The sequence below is a fragment of the Nocardia sp. NPDC050412 genome, from assembly GCF_044458825.1.
In the GTDB taxonomy this organism is placed as follows: domain Bacteria; phylum Actinomycetota; class Actinomycetes; order Mycobacteriales; family Mycobacteriaceae; genus Nocardia.
Genome location: NZ_JBITIJ010000007.1, coordinates 521,226 through 542,414, shown reverse-complemented (window position 1 = coordinate 542,414; position 21,189 = coordinate 521,226). Strand labels below are relative to the sequence as shown.

The 21,189-nt window shown below is 65.3% G+C and carries 19 protein-coding genes, 1 tRNA gene and 1 pseudogene; 3 read left to right on the top strand and 18 right to left on the bottom strand.

Features of this window, described 5'->3' with window-relative positions; genetic code table 11:
- Positions 1 to 43: 43 nt before the first annotated feature.
- The 16 genes from ACIBI6_RS22710 to argS all read right to left on the bottom strand — a co-directional run bounded on the left by ACIBI6_RS22710 (position 44) and on the right by argS (position 17,690).
- On the bottom strand, positions 44 to 850 hold the full coding sequence (locus ACIBI6_RS22710) for a F0F1 ATP synthase subunit delta (RefSeq protein ID WP_364355020.1): 807 nt from the start codon (positions 848 to 850) through the stop codon (positions 44 to 46).
- Between the two features lie 19 nt (positions 851 to 869).
- Positions 870 to 1,430 carry a F0F1 ATP synthase subunit B gene (locus tag ACIBI6_RS22705; protein ID WP_040687114.1) on the bottom strand — a complete coding sequence of 187 codons (561 nt, stop codon included), beginning with the start codon at positions 1,428 to 1,430 and terminating at the stop codon, positions 870 to 872.
- Positions 1,431 to 1,437: 7 nt separating this feature from the next.
- Positions 1,438 to 1,686, bottom strand: a complete 249-nt coding sequence (locus ACIBI6_RS22700) for an ATP synthase F0 subunit C (RefSeq protein WP_040687112.1) — start codon at positions 1,684 to 1,686, stop codon at positions 1,438 to 1,440.
- Between the two features lie 71 nt (positions 1,687 to 1,757).
- Complete coding sequence (gene atpB, locus ACIBI6_RS22695) at positions 1,758 to 2,606, bottom strand: F0F1 ATP synthase subunit A (RefSeq protein ID WP_245567032.1); 849 nt, start codon at positions 2,604 to 2,606, stop codon at positions 1,758 to 1,760.
- Positions 2,607 to 2,851: 245 nt separating this feature from the next.
- Positions 2,852 to 3,307: a hypothetical protein gene (locus ACIBI6_RS22690; protein WP_364355026.1), complete on the bottom strand. Its 456-nt coding sequence runs from the start codon at positions 3,305 to 3,307 to the stop codon at positions 2,852 to 2,854.
- A 26-nt stretch (positions 3,308 to 3,333) separates the two neighbouring features.
- Positions 3,334 to 4,476, bottom strand: a complete 1,143-nt coding sequence (locus ACIBI6_RS22685) for an MraY family glycosyltransferase (RefSeq protein ID WP_364355029.1) — start codon at positions 4,474 to 4,476, stop codon at positions 3,334 to 3,336.
- 40 nt (positions 4,477 to 4,516) lie between these two features.
- Positions 4,517 to 5,182: an L-threonylcarbamoyladenylate synthase gene (locus ACIBI6_RS22680; protein WP_364355032.1), complete on the bottom strand. Its 666-nt coding sequence runs from the start codon at positions 5,180 to 5,182 to the stop codon at positions 4,517 to 4,519.
- Between the two features lie 176 nt (positions 5,183 to 5,358).
- On the bottom strand, positions 5,359 to 6,231 hold the full coding sequence (gene prmC / locus ACIBI6_RS22675; RefSeq protein ID WP_396957601.1) for a peptide chain release factor N(5)-glutamine methyltransferase: 873 nt from the start codon (positions 6,229 to 6,231) through the stop codon (positions 5,359 to 5,361).
- A 161-nt stretch (positions 6,232 to 6,392) separates the two neighbouring features.
- Positions 6,393 to 7,463, bottom strand: a complete 1,071-nt coding sequence (prfA, locus tag ACIBI6_RS22670) for a peptide chain release factor 1 (protein ID WP_364355038.1) — start codon at positions 7,461 to 7,463, stop codon at positions 6,393 to 6,395.
- A gap of 84 nt (positions 7,464 to 7,547) precedes the next feature.
- Positions 7,548 to 7,778: a 50S ribosomal protein L31 gene (gene rpmE / locus ACIBI6_RS22665; protein WP_364355041.1), complete on the bottom strand. Its 231-nt coding sequence runs from the start codon at positions 7,776 to 7,778 to the stop codon at positions 7,548 to 7,550.
- A 772-nt stretch (positions 7,779 to 8,550) separates the two neighbouring features.
- The gene (gene rho, locus ACIBI6_RS22660; RefSeq protein WP_396957598.1) at positions 8,551 to 10,680 is read right to left on the bottom strand and encodes a transcription termination factor Rho; all 2,130 of its coding nucleotides are present in this window, start codon (positions 10,678 to 10,680) and stop codon (positions 8,551 to 8,553) included.
- Positions 10,681 to 11,024: 344 nt separating this feature from the next.
- On the bottom strand, positions 11,025 to 11,969 hold the full coding sequence (gene thrB / locus ACIBI6_RS22655) for a homoserine kinase (protein ID WP_396957597.1): 945 nt from the start codon (positions 11,967 to 11,969) through the stop codon (positions 11,025 to 11,027).
- Between the two features lie 25 nt (positions 11,970 to 11,994).
- Positions 11,995 to 13,056 (bottom strand): threonine synthase, encoded by a 1,062-nt coding sequence (thrC, locus tag ACIBI6_RS22650; protein ID WP_364355339.1) that lies wholly within the window; start codon positions 13,054 to 13,056, stop codon positions 11,995 to 11,997.
- Positions 13,057 to 13,127: 71 nt separating this feature from the next.
- Positions 13,128 to 14,537 (bottom strand): homoserine dehydrogenase, encoded by a 1,410-nt coding sequence (locus ACIBI6_RS22645; RefSeq protein WP_396957595.1) that lies wholly within the window; start codon positions 14,535 to 14,537, stop codon positions 13,128 to 13,130.
- On the bottom strand, positions 14,534 to 15,952 hold the full coding sequence (lysA, locus tag ACIBI6_RS22640) for a diaminopimelate decarboxylase (RefSeq protein ID WP_396957593.1): 1,419 nt from the start codon (positions 15,950 to 15,952) through the stop codon (positions 14,534 to 14,536). The genes ACIBI6_RS22645 and lysA overlap by 4 nt, the downstream gene beginning before the upstream one ends.
- A 79-nt stretch (positions 15,953 to 16,031) precedes the next feature.
- A complete protein-coding gene (gene argS / locus ACIBI6_RS22635) occupies positions 16,032 to 17,690 on the bottom strand; it encodes an arginine--tRNA ligase (RefSeq protein WP_396957591.1) in 1,659 nt (552 codons plus the stop codon).
- A gap of 112 nt (positions 17,691 to 17,802) precedes the next feature.
- Here argS and ACIBI6_RS22630 point away from each other — a divergent pair, with 112 nt between their 5' ends.
- The 3 genes from ACIBI6_RS22630 to ACIBI6_RS22620 all read left to right on the top strand — a co-directional run bounded on the left by ACIBI6_RS22630 (position 17,803) and on the right by ACIBI6_RS22620 (position 19,637).
- Complete coding sequence (locus tag ACIBI6_RS22630) at positions 17,803 to 18,711, top strand: DUF3105 domain-containing protein (RefSeq protein ID WP_364355059.1); 909 nt, start codon at positions 17,803 to 17,805, stop codon at positions 18,709 to 18,711.
- Entirely contained in the window at positions 18,711 to 19,436 is a 726-nt protein-coding gene (locus ACIBI6_RS22625) for a DUF305 domain-containing protein (protein WP_364355062.1), read from the top strand. The genes ACIBI6_RS22630 and ACIBI6_RS22625 overlap by 1 nt, the downstream gene beginning before the upstream one ends.
- A 128-nt stretch (positions 19,437 to 19,564) precedes the next feature.
- A tRNA-Arg gene (locus ACIBI6_RS22620) sits at positions 19,565 to 19,637 on the top strand.
- A gap of 458 nt (positions 19,638 to 20,095) precedes the next feature.
- Here ACIBI6_RS22620 and ACIBI6_RS22615 read toward each other — a convergent pair.
- Positions 20,096 to 20,806: a hypothetical protein gene (locus ACIBI6_RS22615; protein WP_396957589.1), complete on the bottom strand. Its 711-nt coding sequence runs from the start codon at positions 20,804 to 20,806 to the stop codon at positions 20,096 to 20,098.
- A 242-nt stretch (positions 20,807 to 21,048) separates the two neighbouring features.
- A pseudogene (locus ACIBI6_RS22610) lies at positions 21,049 to 21,177 on the bottom strand (transposase); the annotation flags it as partial.
- Positions 21,178 to 21,189: the final 12 nt, after the last annotated feature.

Sequence of the window (21,189 nt, the reverse complement as noted above, 5' to 3'; positions counted from 1 at the left end):
CCTGCTCTCGCTGTCTGGTCTGGATGTCGGGGGAGGTGGATCGTCAGGCCAGAGCCCGACGCAGCCGTTCCAAGCGGCCGGTGGCGCTGCCGTCGATCAGGTCGTCGCCGACCCGCACCACGACGCCGGTCAGCAGACTCGGATCGACCTGCACGTGCACCGTGACCGGCTTGCCGTAGATGCGCTGCAACGACGCCCCGAGATGGTCACGCTGCTGGTCGGTCAGCGCGACCGCGGCACGCACATGCGCGACGATCTGATCGCGCCGCGCGGCCGCGAGATCGGACAGCTCGCCGAACGCGCCGCCGATATTCGTCGACCGGGTGACCACCTGATCCGCCAGGGTCTGGGTGATGGTCTCGGTCTTGCCCGCGAGCAGCCGGTCGATCAGTTCGCGCTTGGCCGCGGCGGGCTTCGCACGATCCGAAAGTGCCTGCTCCAGTTCGGGATTGTCGCCGACGATCCGGCCGAGTCGGAACAATTCGTCCTCGACCGCCCCGAGTCGTCCGCTGTCGGCGGCGGACTCCAGCAACGCCTCCTGGCCGAGCAACACCAGGGTGTCGACCAAATCGGCGGTGCGCGACCAGTTCTGGGCCACCGCGGTGGTCAGCACCGCCAGGGTGGCGGGGCTGACCTTGCCGCTGAAGACCCGCTCGCTGAGTTCGGCGCGCACCGAGCCGGGCACCGACACGTCCGCGAGCGCAACACGCAGCGAACGCTGGTCATCCAGCACGGCGACAACGGCGAACAGTTCCGACCCCGTCGTGGCCGCAACACTGTCGCTTCCGGTCAGAGCGGCCCGAAGTGCCTCCCGTGCCCGGGAGCTTGCCTCGCGGCTCGCTGCGTACATGCTTCTCACTTTCGCGTCGCTACCTTCCGACCCCGATGCCGGCATCCGACTGATCGAGTTCGGACAGGAACCGGTCGATCGATGCCGCTTGCTTAGCTTCGTCCGAAACCGACTGTCCGATAATCTTTTCGGCCAAATCGACGGCAGTTTTGCCGACTTCGGCGCGCAGCTCGGTCAAGATCTGCTGGCGCTGAGCTTCCAGCTGGCTGTGACCGGCGGCGACGATGCGGTCGCTTTCGGCCTGTGCTTCCGCGCGCATCTGCGCGAGGATCTGCTGGCCCTGGGTGCGTGCGTCCTCACGGATGCGCGCGGCCTCGAGCCGGGCGTCTGCCAACTGCTGTTGGTACTGCTGCAGCGTCAGCTGGGCTTCTTCCTGCGCGGCCTCGGCCCGCTGGATTCCACCCTCGATCTTGTCCGCACGTTCATCCAACACCTTGATGAGGCGCGGGATGACGTACTTGTAGAAAATGACGCCGATGATCGCAATGCAGACCACCGACCAGACGATGTCGTAGGTCTCGGGGATGAGGGGATTGATGTCCTCCCCCGTTTCCGCCGCGAGCAATGAAAGCGTGCTCATAGCAATCTCAGAAGATGAAGCCGGCCACAAGGCCGATCAGGGCGAGGGCCTCGGTGAACGCGATACCGAGGAACATGTTTGTGCGGATGGTGCCCTGCAGCTCGGGCTGACGGGCAATACCCTCGATGGCCTTACCGACGACGATGCCTACGCCGATGCCCGGGCCGATAGCGGCCAGGCCGTAGCCGATGGCGCCGAAGCCCTTGAACTTCTCCGACGTGGTCGCGGCTTCCTGGGCCAGGTACGCGAGGCTCATGAGTCTTCCATTCCCTTTCTTTTGCTCACCCGCCGGACGGCGTGGTGCAGCAGATATCCGGTAGTTGGTGGTCAGTGCGAATCAGCGTGTTGCGCGAGTCCGATGTAAACGGCGGTCAGCAGGGCGAAAACGTAGGCCTGCAGGAAGATGACCAGCATTTCGAACAGCGTGAACCCGAGTCCGGCCAGCAGCGAGAACGGCGAGAACACCTTCATCCAGGCGGCGGCGTCGAACAGGAAGAACCAGGTGGCGCTGAAGAACAGCACCAGCATGATGTGGCCGGCCAGCATATTCGCCATGAGTCGGACGGTCAGCGTGAACGGACGCAGGATGAATGTCGAGACGAACTCGATCGGAATCAGCAACACGTGCAATGCGGGCGGAACATTCGGAACGACGATGCTGCTGCGCATGTAGGTGACGAACCCGTACTTCTTGATACCCACGAAGTTGAACGCGAGGTACGCGATGAGGGCCAGCACCAGCGGCATGCCGATTCGGGCGTTCGACGAAATGTTCAGCCCCGGAATGATGCCGGAGAAGTTGAGAAAGAGAACCGTGAAGAAGATCGTCGCGATCAACGGGAGGTACTTGCGACCGGATTCTTTACCGAGCACCTCTTCGGCAATCTGATCCTTGACGAAGACCAAACCGGTTTCGGCGATGTTCTGCAGACCACGCGGGACGATGCGAGGATTGCGGAATGCCAGCACCATGACGAGCACCAGCACGGCGGTCATCAACAGCCGGATCAGCATCAAACGGTCGAGTTCGAACGGCGTACCCTCGAACAGCACTGCTGGAGGGAAGAAGTCGGACAGCGATGGCGCGTGGAACTCGCCCGCCAAAGTGGTGACGCTCAGCGTTCTCTCCCGTGTTCGGGCCGCGGGTACGGTCATTCCCGCGGTTCGATCGGACATTGACGATCAATTGGGTCGACTCAGGTCGGCTCGAAAATTCGTCAGCAGCTGTGCGGCAATCCGCATGGGCGTCTGTACGTAGTGTCGGCGACATTCGTCGACATGCAGAACCGGAACCCCTCGGAGCCCGGTACGGCAGTAAGCATAGCTGCCACGCAGCGGGATCTTGGTGATCCCCCCTCGCTTGGTCGCTTGCTTACCAACACTTTACCAAGTTATCTACGACAGCGTGTAGGTGGGGGCGATTATTGCTGCACAGAGGGCAAATCGGACTCACCGGTCGGTACGTTTACATACGGGACCTTCTGCCGCAGAACACCATACGTCTCCGCGCCGAGCACGATGAGCAAGGAGCCGACCACGGTCAGGAACAGCGCCATCCGATCGTAGAAGTCGAACCGCTGCAGCACCGCGATCACGATCATCGCGACCAGCAGCTTGCCTACCCAACTCACCAGCATGACCAGGCCCGCGGTGCTCGGCGGCAGCTTCGCGCCGAACAGCACCACGGCCGCGGTGGTGAGAATGAAGCCGCCGCCGATGGCCGCGCCGATCAGTGCCCCCCAGAGTCCGGACAGGCCCGCGACGGCCGCCGCGATGGCCACCGAAACCACTACCAACACGGCCAAACCGATCACGCCGTAGCGCAGCGCCGCCTTCAGCGGTGCGTCGGGACCGGGCACGGGGTTAGTGAGACTCACGACTCGAACTTTACCTGGGCCTTGCTTTACGAATCCGTGGGCTCCTTGCGCCGCAGGCCCGGTATGGCGGTCACCACAAGCGCGAAAACCAGGCCGCCCGCCATCATCAACACCACAATCCGGCGGTCATGGATCAGCGAAGTGCCGACGGCTCCGAAGGCGAGCACGCCAACCCACAAATAGATCACCAGCACCACGCGACGGTGCGAATGCCCGATCTGCAACAACCGGTGATGCAGGTGCATTTTGTCCGGTGTCGAGAAACTCACACCCGCACGGACCCGGCGCACGATGGCCAACAGCAGATCCAATACCGGAATGAACATCACCGCACCGACGAGCAGCAGCGGTGAAAGCAGACCGACGATGTCGCGCGGCCCATAGCCCGCCAAATTGATTCGGCCCGAGGCGCCCGTCGACACCGCGGCCAACATGAGCCCGATCAACATCGAACCGGAATCGCCCATGAATATCCGGGCGGGGGAAAAATTGTGTGGCAGAAATCCCAAACAGGCGCCCGCGAGCGCGGCGGCCAGCAGGGCGGGCGGATAGGTGTCGACCGAACCGCCCTGGCTGTAAAGCAGGCCTACGGTGAATACGAAGACCGCGCCCGCGCAGATCAGGCCCAATCCGGCCGCGAGACCGTCGAGTCCGTCGACGAAATTCATCGCATTGACCAGGGTCACCGTGATGCCGACCGTGACCAGTCCGCCCTGCAGCGCGTCCAGCACCACCGTTGTGTCGTTGAACGGGTTGTAGATGACGTACCAGCTCAGGCCCATCACCGCCATCACACCGGCGGAGGTGACCTGACCGGCGAATTTGGTCAGCGCGTCCAGGCCCCAGCGGTCGTCGACGATGCCGACGAGCACGATGAGCGTGGCCGCGACCAACACCGCCGGAATATCCGGCGCGTAATCGAAACCCCTTCGCAACGCGGGCAATTGGTGCGCGAACAGCACGGCCGCGACCACCCCGACGTACATGCCGACCCCGCCCATTCGCGGAATCGGCTTGACGTGCACATCACGCTCGCGCGGCACCGCCACCGCGCCGAAGGCGATGGCGAGCACCCGAATTCCACCGGTGGCCAGGAACGTCACCGTGCCCGAGATGAGAAGCACGAGCAGTAGCTCGCGCAAAGGAACTACCGCACCCGAACCGATCATCCGTTTATCTGATCCGCCATACGATCACTGCGTCCCGAGATCACCGCGTCGCGACGCTGGTCAGCGCCTCCGGCGACATCCCGAGCACATCGGCGATATCGCCGACCGGTACCGCGCCGGCGCGCAGGATCCGCGGCTGATCCGCGGTGAGGTCGACGATGGTGGACGCGACCGCATGTTCGGCCGGGCCGCCGTCGAGATAGACGCCGACCAGATCGCCGAGCTGATCGCGCGCCTCGGCGGCGGTCTTGGCGGGCGGCTGCCCGGAGACATTGGCGCTCGAGACCGCCAGCGGGCCGACCTCGCGCAGCAGTTCCAGCGCGACCGGGTGCAGCGGCATCCGCAGCATGACCGTGCCACGAGTGTCACCGAGGTCCCAGGCCAGCGAAGGCGCCTGCTGCACAACAAGACTCAGTCCACCGGGCCAGAATGCCCGGATCAGCTCGCGGGCCTGCGGGCGCACCGAGAACACCAGACCGTCGATGGTGTGCCAGGAGCCGACCAGCACCGGTACCGGCATATCGCGACCACGCCGCTTGGCGGCGAGCAGATCGCTCACCGCGGTGGAATCGAACGCGTCGGCGGCCAGGCCGTACAGGGTATCGGTCGGCAGTACGACCAGCCGACCGGATTTCAGGGCGCTGGTGGCCGCGGTCAGTCCGGCGGCGCGCGAGTCGGGATCCGCGCAGTCGTAGACGGTACTCACGGCCACCATCCTGTCACGCGTGCCACTCGATGCCACCATCCCGGGGTGCCCTAACTCCCGCCACCCTCGAACCACCCCCCGGCGGGAGTTGAATGGTCGCTCCTCCCGGGCTTCAGAACCACCATTCGACTCCTCGTCGGCGACCTTCGGGGCGCCAGGGTGACCGAGGGCAGGGGTTAGGGGCGGGTGGCAGTGACGAAGCGGGGTTTACCTGCGAGGTCGGGGTGTTCGACGATGTGGGTGAAGTCACCCTGCTGGGCCAGCAGAGCGGCGAGAGCGGAGCCGTTGGTGTCGTCGTGTTCGATGCCGCAGGAACCACCGGGACGCAGCAGGCGGGTGATGGTGGGAATCATCCGGCGAATGACGTCCAGTCCGTCCGGACCGCCGAAGAGGGCCAGATGCGGATCGTGATCGGCGACCTCTGGATCGAGTTCGGCGCCTTCGGGGATGTAGGGCGGATTGGCGACGACGAGATCTACCTTGCCGTTCAGTTCGGTAAGCAGATTGGAGTCGGCGACATCGTCGGCGTACAGGCTGATCGGGGTGTCACCCTCGGCAATACGCAGATCGGCATTGCGACGTGCCCATTGCAGGGCCGCGGGATCGATTTCGATCGCGTGCACCTCCGCATCCGGGCGGGCCCGGGCAATGGCGAGTGCCAGCGCGCCGGAGCCAGTGCACAGATCGACGACGACCGGCGTGTGATCGTGCGGCAGCGCCTCCAATTGCGCCAATGCCCAGGCGAACAGTAATTCGGTCTCGGGACGCGGCACGAAGACGCCGGGTCCGACCGCGAGTTCGATCTCCCCGATTGCCGCGGTGCCGGTCAGGTGCTGCAGCGGAATTCGCTGCGCGCGCCGATCCACTAAGGCTCGATACTCCTCGATCAGCTCCGGCGCGACCAGTGGCGTCAGCGCTAACCGGGTCCGATCGACGCCGAGCAGATGGGCGGCCAAATATTCGGCGTCGGCTTGTGGACTGTGCACCCCCGCCGCCCGCAAAGTTTCGACCGCCTGGTTGATCGCGGGGCGCAACACCACACGCGTCATGGACTTGTCCGCCTCTCCGCGTCTTTGCCGGTCGTAGGTGCCTGCGGAATGGCGTCGTGGGCCGGCGGTTGTTTACCGGGTCGAATTCTGGGCGTACCCGGTGAGTTACCCATGTTCATACCAAATCAGTTGACCCGACCGGCATCGCGCCGAGCCGCGATTTACTCCGCGGCCATTCTGGCTTCGCGATCCGCCTTGCCCAGGGCATCCAGGAGTGCGTCCATATCACCGTCGAGCACGGTATCCAGGTTGTGCGCCTTGAAGCCGATACGGTGGTCGGTAATGCGGTTCTCCGGGAAGTTGTAGGTGCGGATGCGCTCGGAGCGGTCCACGGTGCGGATCTGGCTGGCCCGACCGGCCGCGGCTTCCTGATCGGCCTGATCCTCGGCGAGCGCCTGCAGTCGAGCCGCGAGCACCTGCATGGCGCGGGCCTTGTTCTGCAACTGGGAGCGCTCGTTCTGGCAGGTCACCACGATGCCCGAGGGCAGATGGGTGATGCGGACCGCGGAGTCGGTGGTGTTGACGCCCTGGCCGCCCTTGCCGGAGGAGCGGTAGACGTCGATGCGCAGATCCGATTCGTCGATCTGCACCTCTTCGACCTCGTCGGGCTCCGGATAGATCAGCACACCGGCCGCCGAGGTGTGGATTCGGCCCTGCGATTCGGTCACCGGAACTCGCTGGACGCGGTGCACGCCGCCCTCGAATTTGAATCGGGACCAGACACCGTCGCGCGCAGCGTCGCGGCTCTTGATGGAGATGGTCGCGTCCTTGTAGCCGCCCAGGTCGGAGATGTTCACATCGAGAATCTCGACCTTCCAGCCATGCCGCTCGGCATAGCGGACGTACATGCGGGCCAAATCCGAGGCGAACAGCGCCGATTCCTCACCGCCCTCACCGGATTTCACCTCGAGCACCACATCGTCGCCGTCGTGCGGGTCACGCGGAGCGAGCAGATCCGCGAGGGTCTGCTCCAGCTCGACGACCTGTTGTTCCAGGTCCGGCACCTCCGCGGCGAAGGACGCGTCGTCGGCCGCGAGTTCCTGTGCGGCGGCGAGATCATCGCGGGCGGACTTCAGCTTGTTGTAGGTGGCCATGATCGGGGCCAGCTCGGCGAACCGCTTGCCGACCCGGCGCGCGGCGCCCGGATCGTTGTGCAGCGCCGGATCGGCGAGCTGCGTCTCCAGGCCCGCGTGCTCGGCCAGGATGTCATCGATCGCGGACGGTTGCGTCACGGTGCTTCCTCTCTTTTTCCGTACTGGCCACACAAAAGCGCCGACGCCCGGCCTGCAGTGCAGGACCGGGCGTCGGCGGGGAAGCTACTTTGCGTCGGCCGTCTTGCCGGCACGCTTGCCGTAGCGAGCCTCGAAGCGGGCCACGCGACCACCGGTGTCGAGGATCTTCTGCTTGCCGGTGTAGAACGGATGGCACTGCGAGCAGACCTCGACGGTGATGTGTCCCGACTCCTTGGTGCTGCGAGTCTGGAAGGTATTGCCGCAACCACAGACGACCGTGGTCTCGACATACGCCGGATGAATTCCTGCCTTCATGGGTGTCCTCTCGATATTGGCCGCCGGGTCGCCCGCGCAGATCGCGAGGACGTGAACCGGAGCCGACTTAGGCGGGAGGCCTGCTCAGCGGAGCAGACGCAACGACCGTTCAGTATGCCAGAACGGTGGTTACGCTCCCAAAACGCCCCAGCCCCCCGGTTTGTTCCCACCCCTAGGTAGTCCCCAAGCCTTATTGCCAATTGAACTACTGGCACGCGTTGATCGTGTTCTTACGGAACCCTTAATACAGGTAGTCCACTACTCGTGGATACGAACACCGATGTTCATAGAGTTTTAGGCCTGATGCACATCGGCGTGCCGAGACAGAAGGGAGAACACTGTGAACAGCCGCGTTGCACTGGCGGTCTTCGTTTCGCTGATTCTCGCTGTCGCGGTCGGCTGGTTTACCACTCCGGATCGCCCGGACACCTACGCGTACACGAAACCCACTGCCGCACAGTATGATTCGGCCAACAACGCCGTGAGCGCCGCAAGCCCGGCGACCACGGCGATCATTCTCGCGTTCATGATCGTCGGCGCGGCAGGCATCGGACTCGCGTTCTTCAGCCCACCTACGCCGAAAGGGCACTCCCCCGCCGCCCCGCACCTCTTGCCGAACGTCATGCGCGTGAAGACCACCATTGCGGGCCGGCGGCAGGCAGTGGACTCCGGTTCCGGGCGTACCCGACGAGTTACCCATGTGCGCACGAAATCAGTCGTGACGTATGCGCAAAAAGTACGGGGACTCCGCCTGAGCGGAGCCCCCGTTCATTCACTCGTCGAGCGCACCCGGCGCGGTCTTGCTGACCTGCATCAGGAACTCGAGGTTGTTCTTGGACTTCTTCAGGCGGTCGATCAGCAGGTCGATCGCCTGGTGCGAGTCCAGGCCGGACAGTACGCGGCGCAGTTTGTGCAGCACCGCCGCCTCGTCGGGGCTGAGCAGTAGCTCGTCCTTACGAGTGCCGGAGGGGTTGACGTCGACTGCCGGGAACACGCGCCGTTCCGCGATCTTGCGGTCCAGCTTGAGCTCGGCGTTACCGGTGCCCTTGAACTCCTCGAAGATCACCGTGTCACCGGTGGAACCGGTCTCGACCATGGCGGTCGCGATGATGGTGAGCGAGCCGCCGTTCTCGATATTGCGCGCCGCGCCGAGGAAGCGCTTGGGCGGGTACAGCGCGGTCGAGTCGACACCACCGGAGAGGATGCGGCCCGAGGCCGGCGAGGAGTTGTTGTACGCGCGGCCCAATCGGGTGATCGAGTCGAGCAGCACCACAACGTCCTTGCCCATTTCCACCAGACGCTTGGCACGCTCGATGGCCAGTTCGGCGACCGAGGTGTGATCTGACGGCGGACGGTCGAAGGTCGAGGCGATGACCTCGCCCTTCACCGAACGCTGCATATCGGTGACCTCTTCCGGACGCTCGTCGACCAGCACAACCATGAGGTAGACCTCGGGGTTGTTGATGGCGATGGCGTTCGCGATGTCCTGCATGATCGTCGTCTTACCGGCCTTGGGCGGCGAGACGATCAGGGCGCGCTGGCCCTTACCGATCGGCATGATCAGGTCGATGACGCGGGTGGTCAGCTTGTTCGGCTGGGTTTCCAAGCGCAGACGCTGGTTCGGGTACAGCGGGGTGAGCTTGGCGAATTCGGGACGCCGCTTGGCCGCGTCGACCTCACCGCCGTTGACCGTGTCCAGGCGCACCAGCGGATCGAACTTCTGGCGCTGGTTGCTCTGCTCACCATCGCGCGGGGCGCGCACCGCACCGGTGATCGCGTCACCGCGGCGCAGGCCGTTCTTGCGGACCAGGTTCATCGAGACGTAGACGTCGTTCGGTCCGGCCAGGTAGCCGGAGGTGCGCACGAAGGCATAGTTGTCCAGCACGTCGAGGATGCCCGCGACCGGCTGCAGGACATCGTCCTCGCGGATCTCGAGCTCGCGGGCCTCACCGGTACCGGCGCCACCCTCGCGGTCGCGACCACGACGACGTTCCCGGAACCGACGTCCCCGCCGTCCGCGACCGCCCTCGTCCTCGTCACCGCCGCGGCTGGCATCGCTGCGGCCGCCGCCTTCGCCCCCGCGGCCGGCATTGCCGTTGCGCTCGCCCTGATTGCGCTCGCCCTGATTGCGCTCGCCCTGATTGCGCTCGCCCTGATTGCGCTCGCCCTGATTGCGCTCGCCTTGGTTGCGCTCGCGGCGGCGTTCGCCCTGCTCCTGATCCTGCTTGGGCTCCTCGCCACGGGCCTCGCCACCTGCGGTCTCACCACCGGCGCGTGCCTGGTCGCGACCCCGACGCTGCCTGCCGCGACCGCGCTGACCGCCGTCGCGACCGGAATCCTCGGCGCTCTCCGTCGGGGCGGCAGTCTCGGCCTGCGCCGGATCGGACTTCGAATCGGCCGATTTCTCGGCGGCCTTCGGCGCTGCGGAATCGGCGACGGCCCCCTTCGCGACAGCCTGTTTCGCCGGATCGTCCTTGGCCTGGGCGTCCTTGGCCTGGGCGTCCTTGGTCTGGGCGTCCTTCGCGGCGGGAGCCTGCTTCGCCGGGGCGGAAGCGGCGGGCGCCACGTCGAGGGTGCCCTGCTCGGCCTTCGCCGACGCCGCCTTGGCGGCGTCCGCATCGGACTTCACCTCGCCACGCGCGGCCTTTTCCGCCTTCGCCGACTTTCCGGCTTGATTTTCCTTGATGGCGGCGATCAAATCGCCCTTGCGCATTCCAGAGGTGCCTCGGATACCGAGCTCCCCCGCGAGCGCGCGCAATTGCGGCAACAGCATTCCAGTCAGCCCCGATCGTGCGACGTCGGTTTGTTCGCTCATCTTCGAAATCTGTCCGGAGTCACTTTCGCGGTCCCCTGTCGGGTTGGAATCCACCCCGGGTGTCGCGAGCAGGTCCGTATCTGTCACGGAAATCCTTTCCTTCCCTCGATTGCCGTGTGCTGTTTCGAGGGTTTCGTCCCGCAGTCCGGGCGTTCTGCCGGACTCGGATGCGAGGGCCGAACACACAGCTCGGACCGGCGCTTTTGCCGTATCACCTGCCCCGCCGGACCGGCGGCTTCGCCACCAGTTCCCGAAAGGTGGGAGAGATCATTCCAGTTGCGCAGCTACGCAGCACCCCCATGGCCTGGAGGCTCGAGCCTGGAGCCTGCTGGAGCGATTGCCCTGATGAAGCACCGGCGTCTGATGCGCACGATGTACGGACGTGCTCAGGATAGCTGGCAACCCGGAACATCGGCAAGGCAGACGCGCCGTCAGTCGACCTGGACGCCTTGCGCGAGCCCCGGCTCGACCACACGGAGCCCGTCGATGGTCGCGAGTGCACGGAGTTCGGCGGGGAATTCGCTGGTACCCAAGGCCAGTACGGTCGGTCCCGCACCGGATACCGTGGCCGCGATACCGGCCGCGCGCAGCCGGGCGATCCATTCGGTGGTCAGCGGCAGCGCGGGCGCGCGCTGGGTCTGATGCAGCCGATCGGCCGTCGCGGGCAGCAGTAAGTCGGTGCGTTGGGTCAGGGCGACCACCGCGAGCGCGGCGCGGCTGACATTGAACGCGGCATCGCCATGCGCCACGACCTCGGGTAACAGGCCGCGAGTATGCGCGGTCGATGAGCGCTCTTCCGGAATCAGCACCACCGGGCGCAGCGTCGGATGCGGATCCAGACGCACCGCACGGTAGACCCGGCCGTGATCGGGCGCCGCGGCACCGTCGGTGGCGGTTTCGGTCCAGGACACCACAATTCCACCGAGCACACTGGCCGCGGCATTGTCCGGATGACCTTCGAATTCCGATGCGAGCTGGACCAATTGGTCACTGCCGATGGCCAATGCCGGATCCAATTTCGCGGCGAGACCGCAGCCCGCGGCGAGCCCGCCGACCACCGCCGAGGCCGACGAACCGAGGCCGCGCGAATGCGGAATCACGTTGCGGCACACCACATCGAGACCGTCGGCCCAGACGCCCGCCGCCTCCAGGCCACGCTCGATCGCGCGCACCACGAGATGCGAAGGGCCCCATGGCACATCGTCGGCGCCTTCACCCTCGACTCGGATGGTAAGACCGGAATCGGTAGTGCGCACCTCGATCTCGTCGTAGATGCCCAAAGCCATACCGAGCGAATCGAATCCGGGACCGAGATTGGCACTGGACGCGGGCACCCGCGCGGTCACTGACAGACCAGCGGGCAGCGTCCTTGTCATCAGTTGGCTTTCGCGCGAATTCAACTCAGGCCAGCTCGAGTTCGTGGGCGACCGCGATCGGGTCAACCTGAATCGCCTGCACCTGTGGCATTCCCGCGAGCGCGTTATCCGGATCCTTGAGACCGTTGCCGGTCACCGTGCACACCACGGTGAGCCCGGAATCCAGCCAACCCTCCTTGCGCGCGGCGAGCAGGCCGGCGATGCTGGCCGCCGACGCGGGCTCGACGAAAACACCCTCTGTCGCGGCGACCAGTCGGTACGCCTCCAGGATCTCCTCGTCGGTGGCGGCACGGAAGGCGCCACCGGACTGCTCCTTGGCCTCCATCGCGCCGTTCCAGGACGCCGGCGCCCCGATCCGGATGGCGGTGGCGATGGTCTCCGGCTCCTTGACCGGGGCACCGTTGACCAGCGGCGCGGCACCCGCGGCCTGCACACCGAGCATGCGCGGCAGGCCGGTGGTGATGCCGTCGGCGTAGTACTCGCGGTAACCGCGCCAGTAGGCGGTGATATTGCCCGCGTTGCCCACGGGAAGGGCGTGCACGTCGGGTGCCTTGCCGAGCACATCGCAGATCTCGAACGAGGCGGTCTTCTGGCCCTCGATGCGGGCCGGATTCACCGAATTCACCAGACCCACGGTCGGGAATTCCGCGGTGACCTTGCGCGCCAGCTCGAGGCAGTCGTCGAAATTGCCGTCGACCTGAATGATCTTCGCGCCGAGCATGACGGCCTGGGCCAGCTTGCCCATGGCGATCTTGCCCTGCGGAATCAGTACCGCACAGCTCATCCCGGCCCGGGTCGCATAGGCGGCGGCCGATGCCGAGGTGTTGCCGGTGGACGCGCACAACACCGCCTTCTGCCCGCGGTACTTCGCATCGGTGATGGCCATCGTCATGCCGCGATCCTTGAAGGACCCGGTCGGATTCAGACCCTCGACCTTGAGATACACATCACATCCGGTCAGCTCGGACAGATGCGGCGCGGGCACCAGCGGGGTGCCGCCCTCGTACAAGGTGACCGGCTCCCAGTCGGCGGCGCCGGCCAGGCGATCGCGATAGGCGGCGATCAAGCCGGGCCACCGCGAGTGCACTCCTGCCTGTGGCGCAACGGCTGTACTCACCAACCCCGCCGGCTCCGCCGTATGCCGTCCGCTGGTCGTACTCATTCGTTGGTGCCTTCCAATCTCAGAACGCTGGTCACGGATGTGACGGATTCCATTTCCGCCAGGGCGGCGACGGTGTCCGCGAGCGCCGACTCCGAAGCGTGGTGGGTGACCACGACCAAGCGCGCACCCTCGCCGTGCCCTTCTTGGCGGACCGTGGAGATGCTCACCTCATGGTTGGCGAATTCGCCCGCCACCTTGGCCAGCACCCCGGGTCGATCCGCGACCTGCAGGTTCACGTGGTAACGCGTGGGCGTATCGCCCATCGGCGCGATCGGTAGCTCAGCATAAACCGACTCACCCGGAGCGCGGCCACCGAAGAACTTGTTGCGCGCCGCCATCACCAGATCACCGAGTACCGCGGAGGCGGTCGGGGCACCGCCCGCGCCCTGGCCGTAGAACATCAGTCGACCGGCGTTTTCCGCCTCGACGACCACCGCGTTGAACGCGCCGGTGACCGCGGCCAAAGGGTGCTTGCGTGGAATGAGGGCCGGGTAGACGCGCACCGAGACGCGCTCCTTACCCCCCTCCGCCGGGCCCGGTTCGCCCGGACCGGCAGCGACCCGCTCGCAGATGGCGAGCAGTTTGACCGTGCAGTCCACTGCGGAGGCGGTCTCCAGATCCTCGGCGGTGATCTTGGAAATGCCCTCGCGATACACATCGGCCGCCGTCACGCGGGTGTGGAAGGCCAGCGAGGCCAGGATCGCGGCCTTGGCCGCGGCGTCGTAGCCCTCGACGTCGGCGGTCGGATCGGCCTCCGCGTAGCCGAGGCGGGTGGCCTCCTGGAGGGTGATGTCGTAGTCCGCGCCGGTCTCGTCCATCGCCGAGAGGATGAAGTTGGTAGTGCCGTTGACGATGCCGACGACCTTGTTCACCCGGTCACCGGACAGCGACTGGATCAGCGGACGCACCACCGGGATCGCGCCCGCGACGGCGGCCTCGAAATACAGGTCGGCGCGGTTGCGTTCGGCGGCGGCGGCGAGTTCGCCGGTGTAGTCGGCCAGCAGGGCCTTATTGGCGGTCACCACGGATTTGCCCGCGTTGAGCGCGGCCAGGATGAGGCGGCGAGCCGGATCGATGCCACCGATGACCTCGACCACCAGATCGACATCGTCGCGGGCGACCAGCGCATCCGCGTCGGTGGTCAGCAGTTCGGCCGGGATGCCGCGGTCGGCATCCGAGTTGCGCACGGCGACACCGCGCAGCACCACCGGCGCGCCGACACGCGCGCGCAGGTCATCGACGTGGTCGCGCAGAATGCGCACCACTTCGGTGCCGACATTGCCCATCCCGAGGACCGCGACTCCGATCGGATGGTCGGTTCCCCATACGCCGAACTTCGCAGCGTCGGGCTCACCCGTCGCCCGACCGCCGCCCTCGATGGAATCGCTACGCGATACTGAGTTCATTGCACCTCCAGGCTGAGCAGATCCGTCACCGTTTCCCGGCGCAGAATGAGTCGCGGCACGCCGCCGCGCACCGCGACAACCGCCGGACGAGTCAGCTGGTTGTACCGGCTGGACATCGAGTAGCAGTAGGCGCCGGTCGCGGCGACGGCGACCAGATCGCCGGGGCCGACATCGGCGGGCATCCAGGTATCGCGGATGACGATATCCCCACTCTCACAATGCTTTCCGACGACCCGAGCGACCACGGGCGCGGCGTCGGAGGAGCGCGAAACCAAGCGGCAGTCATAGTCGGCCTGGTACAGCGCGGGACGGATGTTGTCGCTCATGCCGCCGTCGACGCTGACATAACGCCTGCGCAGTCCGCCGTCGAGCGAGACATCCTTGATGGTGCCGACCTCATAGAGGGTGACGGTGCCCGGTCCCGCTATGGCGCGGCCGGGTTCGACGGCGATCTTCGGCTCGGGCAGTCCGGCGCGGCTCGCCTCGGTGGCGACCAGCTTGCGCAGGCTGGCCGCGAAGTCGTCCAGCGGCGGCGGATCGTCATTGGGCAGATACGAAATACCAAGTCCACCACCGAGATCCAGCGTGGCGATCTGCGCGGTGCGCTCGATGCCGAACTTGTCGATGGCCTCGCGCAGCAGGCCGAGCATGCGACGTGCGGCGATCTCGAAACCGTCGATTTCGAAAATCTGCGAACCGATATGACTGTGCAGACCGACGAGTCGGAGATTATCGGCCTCGAAGACCCGAGCCAGCGCCTCCATCGCATCACCGCCAGCGATCGAGAAACCGAACTTCTGATCCTCGTGCGCGGTCGAAATGTATTCGTGGGTATGGGCTTCCACACCCACGGTGACGCGGACGAGCACATCCTGAACGACTCCGGCGCGGCCCGCGATGGCCTCCAGGCGCTCGATCTCGATCAGCGAATCGACCACCACATGACCGACGCCTGCCTCGACCGCAGCAGCCAACTCGGCGACCGATTTGTTGTTGCCGTGCAATGCGATTCGGTTCGCCGGGAACCCCGCGTGCAGTGCGACGGCAAGTTCGCCGCCGGAGCAGACATCGAGGGAAAGACCCTCGTCGCGGATCCAACGGGCGATCTCACCGCACAGGAATGCCTTGGAGGCATAGTGAACTCGGGCGTCCGGGCCGAAGGCGGCAACCATATCGCGGCAACGGGAACGGAAGTCGTCCTCGTCGACCACGAACAGCGGGGTGCCGAACTGCTCGGCCAGTTCGTGCACCGGCACACCGGCGAGGTGCACGACGCCTTCCGCATCGCGAGAAGCGTTGCGCGGCCAGACATTCGCGGGCAGATCGATCATCTGCTCGGGACCGCTCGGGCGCTCCGCGAGGCTGGGTGCGTGCGGGATCTCTGCATGCCGAGGACCGGCAGGGTGAGCACTCACGACTCCACCTCGCTGACGCTCGGCTCCGCCGTGACCGCCCGAGGCGCTATGTCCATGGTTCGCTCGCTGCGCTCGCTCATTACATTCGCTCCGGTGCACTCACGCCGAGCAGCCCGAGGCCGTTGCTCAGCACCTGACGGGTGGCATTGGCCAGGGCCAGCCTGGCGGCATTGGTCGGCGTGACGGGTTCGTCGCCGAGGGGCAGTACCCGCAGGCTCTTATTGGTCTGGAACCGGTGGTAGGCACCGGCCAGCTCCTCCAGATACCGTGCGACGCGGTGCGGTTCGCGCAGGCTCGCGGCACTGGCGACGGCGCGCGGGTATTCGCCGATGGTGCGGATGAGTTCACCCTCTTCATCGGCAGTGAGCAGACCGAAATCCGGTGTCACCGTGTCGTATTCGAATTCGGCGGCATTGCGCGCGATGGACGCGGTCCTGGCATGTGCGTATTGCACATAGTAGACCGGGTTTTCATTGCTCTGGCTGGTCCACAGGTTCAGATCGATATCGATGCTCGAGTTCACCGAGCTGCGCACCAGCGAGTAACGGGAGGCATCGACACCGATCGCCTCGACCAGATCGTCGAGGGTCACCACGGTGCCCGCCCGCTTCGACATCCGTACGGCCACACCGTCTTTGACGAGATTCACCATCTGTCCGATGAGTACCTCGACGGTGGCCGGATCGTCGCCGAAGGCGGCCGCGGCGGCCTTCAACCGGCCGATATAGCCGTGATGGTCCGCGCCGAGCATGTAGATGCACAGATCGAAGCCGCGCGAGCGCTTGTTCTGGAAATAGGCGATATCACCGGCGATATAGGCGGCATTGCCGTCGCTCTTGAGAACGACGCGGTCCTGATCGTCGCCGTATTCGGAGCTGGCAATCCACCAGGCCCCGTCCTTTTCGTAGAGGTCACCGGAATCCTTGAGTTTGGTGACCGCCGCTTCGACCGCACCGGATTCGAAGAGCGAACTCTCGTTGAAATACACATCGAAATCGGTGCCGAATTCGTGCAGCGATTCCCTGATATGGGCGAACATCAATTCGACGCCCGCGGCACGGAAAAGTTCGAGTTGCTCGTTTTCCGGCAGGGTCGGTGCCTCGGGGCGCGCGGCCACGATCTTTGCGGCGATCTCGCCGATGTATTCGCCCGCGTAGCCGTTTTCCGGGGTCGGCGCGCCGGTAGCGGCTGCGGCCAGAGATTTGGCGAAGCGGTCGATCTGCGCGCCGTGGTCGTTGAAGTAGTACTCGCGGGTCACGTCGGCGCCCTGCGCGGCCAGAATGCGGCCGAGCGCATCACCGACGGAGGCCCAGCGGGTACCGCCGAGATGTACCGGACCAGTCGGATTGGCCGACACGAACTCCAGATTGATCCGGGTGCCCTTCAGGGTGTCCGAGGTGCCGTAGGCCGCGCCTGCGGTCAATACCTGTTGCAGGATCGCGCCCTGTGCGGAGGCGGCGAGCCGGATATTGAGGAAACCGGGACCGGCGACCTCGGCGGTGTCGATGGCGTCCGTGGTGGCCAGCGCCTCGGCCAACCAGGTCGCCAACGCGCGCGGATTCGTTCCGGCCTTCTTACCTACCTGCATGGCCACATTCGTGGCATAGTCGCCATGTTCCGGATTACGGGGGCGCTCCACGTTGACCTCGTCGGGCAGGACCGTTGGGTCCAGTCCACGTTCGACAAGCACCTTCGCCGCGGTCGCGCGAAGGAGATCTGCAAGGTCAGCTGGAGTCACGAGTCTCTATCCTATGGTCTGGGCAGGTGTACGCCTCGAGTGGGCACCTCGGCGGAGCCCTCCGCAACCACCCAGCACCGTGGATCAATACGTGGAAAGAGCACAGCGAGCTATGCCGAGCAGCACGAGCGCCAAATCGGCCAAGGCCGTCCGGGCCGCAGGGAAGGTCGCACCGTCGCGGAAAAAAGGCGGCGGCAAGGTTCCGATGGGCAAGGGCCCGTTGAAAAAGCGCCAGATCCCCTGGTTGGTCATCGGAGCCGCCGTGGTGATCATCGCGTTGATCGGTGCGCTCGCGTTCAGCCTGGTGCCGAAGTATCGGGACAAGGCCGAACTCGAGAAATTCACGCCGAGTGCGCAGAAGAAGGATCCGTCGGATCAGATCGCCGGGGTGACCAAGAAGGACTACCCGGCGGGACTGCACGTCGCGGGTACGCAGCGCGTCGCGTACGACCAGACCCCGCCGTTCGGCGGTCCGCACGATCAGGTCTGGGCGAACTGCATGGGCGTGGTCTATAGCAAGCCGGTCCGAGTCGAGAACGCGGTGCATTCGCTCGAGCACGGTGCGGTCTGGATCGCCTACAACCCCGACAAGGTCGACGCGGCGGGCATCGACACGCTGAAGCAGAAGGTCGAAGGCAAGCCGTTCACGTTGATGTCGCCGTTCCCCGGACTGGCCTCGGCGATATCGCTGCAGTCCTGGGGACATCAGCTGAAGCTGGACAGCGCCGACGACAAGCGAGTCAACCAGTTCATCACCGCCTTGCGCGCGAACCAATACGCCTACCCCGAGGTGGGCGCGAGCTGCTCGAACCCCGCGTTCGACGCGAACAACCCGACGCCGTACGACCCGACGCCGCCCGGACCGGATGCGGTGCCGATGGACGGTAAGGGCCTATCCCAGGACCAGACCGAACTCGGCGGTGCCGCGGGTGGTCTGCCCGGTATGCCGAGCATTCCGGGAGTACCGAATATCCCCGGCGTGCCCAACGGAATTCCGACCCAGCCGACGGAAGGTCAGTAATGCCCGTGGATACCGAAATCGAGCCGGACGTGGCCGACGATTCCACGGGTTTGGGTGCGCAGGCGCGGCGGCAGCGCACTCCGCTACTGGTACTCGGTGCGATCGGCATCCTGCTGATCGGCTTCGCGGTCGGCGTACTGGCCCGGCTACCGCTGGACAGTAATAGCGAACCCGATCCCGGCGCGGTCGATATCGGATTCAGCCAGGACATGTCGGCACACCACGCGCAGGCCGTCGAAATGGCGGGTATCGCGCTCATCGCTTCTACCGACAACGATGTGCGCAGGCTGGCCTACGACATTCTGACCACCCAGCAGGAACAGATCGGCCGAATGCAGGGCTGGCTGCAGATGTGGGGTAAACCGAACCAGAATGTGGACGGCTATATGGGCTGGATGACCGAACAGTCGGGCCATTCGCATTCCGGCGCTACCGCCGACCACGCAATGTCCGGCCCATCGGCTTCCATGCCGGGCATGGCGACTACCGCGGAGGTAACCGCACTGCGCCAGGCCACCGGTACCACGCTGGACACGATGTTCCTGCAACTGATGCTGCGCCACCATCAGGGCGGACTCTCGATGACCCAATACGCCGCCCAGCACGCCGAAACCACCGCGGTGCGCACACTCGCGTCCGCCATGGCGACCACCCAGCAGGGCGAAGCACAACTCATCACCACCATGCTGACCGCCCGCAACGCGAAACCACTGCCGCAGAACTGATCCATCGCGTCGGGCCGCGGAACCGAAACTCCCCGGTCCGACATACTTTTTGGCGGACGCCCCGCAATGCGATACGCTTGGCCCCGCCCGAACGGCCGCCTCCACCGGCACTGTTCGAAACCTATCCCGCCCTCGTAGCTCAGGGGATAGAGCGTCTGCCTCCGGAGCAGAAGGCCGCAGGTTCGAATCCTGCCGAGGGCACCGACATTCGACTGCGTTTCCGCAGGTCAGGATGGTTTTAAGCGTCGCAGGTTCGATTCCTCGAGGGCACCATTTCACCGTTCAGCTGCGATTTCGCCCATGCGCGCACGTCAAACGGATATCCGGTATCCGCGACAACGGGATTCGGGAACACCAGGAACCAAGACCACGAATCGTAGTCACGGGGGTCGAGTTCCAGCGGTGCGGGCCAGCCTCGCCATGATATCGGCGATTCGCTCGCCGCCGCAGGTCGTTCCCGATCCCATGTTCGACACGCCCGCCGAGGGCCCGTAGAACATGGAACGCCAGCAGCGATCCCACGTTCACGGCGTTGCTGTTGTGTGCGAATGATCGCAGCACGGGCGGTGCGCTGCGCGGCGGCCAGAGTCAGCAGCCAGTGGTGTGCGTATTGTGCAGCGAAACGCCAGGCTCCCAACGGTATTCAAATGCGATAGATTTCATGCTGTATCGGTGTCACGGCGCCATTGCGCGACGGCCGCGACGGCTGAAACGACCGAGATTGCCCCGGCGAGAAGCTCCTGTGTTGTGAAGTTCGCTGTGCTGTAAGAAACTGCGCGGAGCCCGGGAACTGGGTACGCGCCGTTACCCGCGGCCGCGCGGATGATCAAGCCGATCTGGGTGCCAGGATCGCGCGGCGGCCCCGCACCGGCCATGGAGCGCAGCGCTGGCCCTTGCCCGTGGAGATAGATCAGGCAGACCAGGACGAATGCTGCGGTCGCGACCGATGCGGCGACCGCGAGATATCCCAGCGCGCGGTTGCGGCGGCGGAAGTTGATTGCGATGGCAGACACGGTCACGACGGCTGCGGCGCTAGCCAGCAGGCCCCACAATCCACTGACCGACACGATGGAAGGGGGCGTCGACGACCAGAGCCCCGCCATCGAGCTAGTTGCCGAAATCCGACCGAAAGCATTGGTGCGGGTCGTACCGTCTGGGCCGTTTGCCACCAGCCACGGATCGAACAAAAGCGCCAGTGTGGCCGTACTGCCTATCGCAGCGCACAAATAGCCCGCGTTGTCGCGGCCCGAAGCTACCGAGACGCGAATACCGCGGCGGATTCGCTTGCCTGCCGCTTCCCCCCGACCGGACACGCGACCAGGCAACCGGTCCGGTATCTTCCGCGCGCTCCACGGGGTCGTCTGCACCATGCCACGGACATTAGAGCGCCTGGACCAATTCACCGCGCGGCGACAGGTTGGTTAACAACACCTCTTCGTCGTCACACCAGGCATATGCCGCGAAGTGTGGGATTTCGATCTAGCCAGAGCAAATGCCCCAGTGAAGAGGTCGACCCCTTCGTCGGACATTGACGCTGTCGAGCAACGTCGAGTTCCTCAACTTCTACCCCTTCAACGACATCGAGACCATCTCCCCATGCCCGATGCTGCGCCTCGATCGCCCGTTGATCGTTGGCGAGTTTGCCCGACCAGCACACCTTGCCGGACTCATCCATCACGCACACCTGATGAGTGGCCTTGCCGACATCGATACCCACCCAAATCCGTTGGCGCAGCGCCACTCCCACACTCCC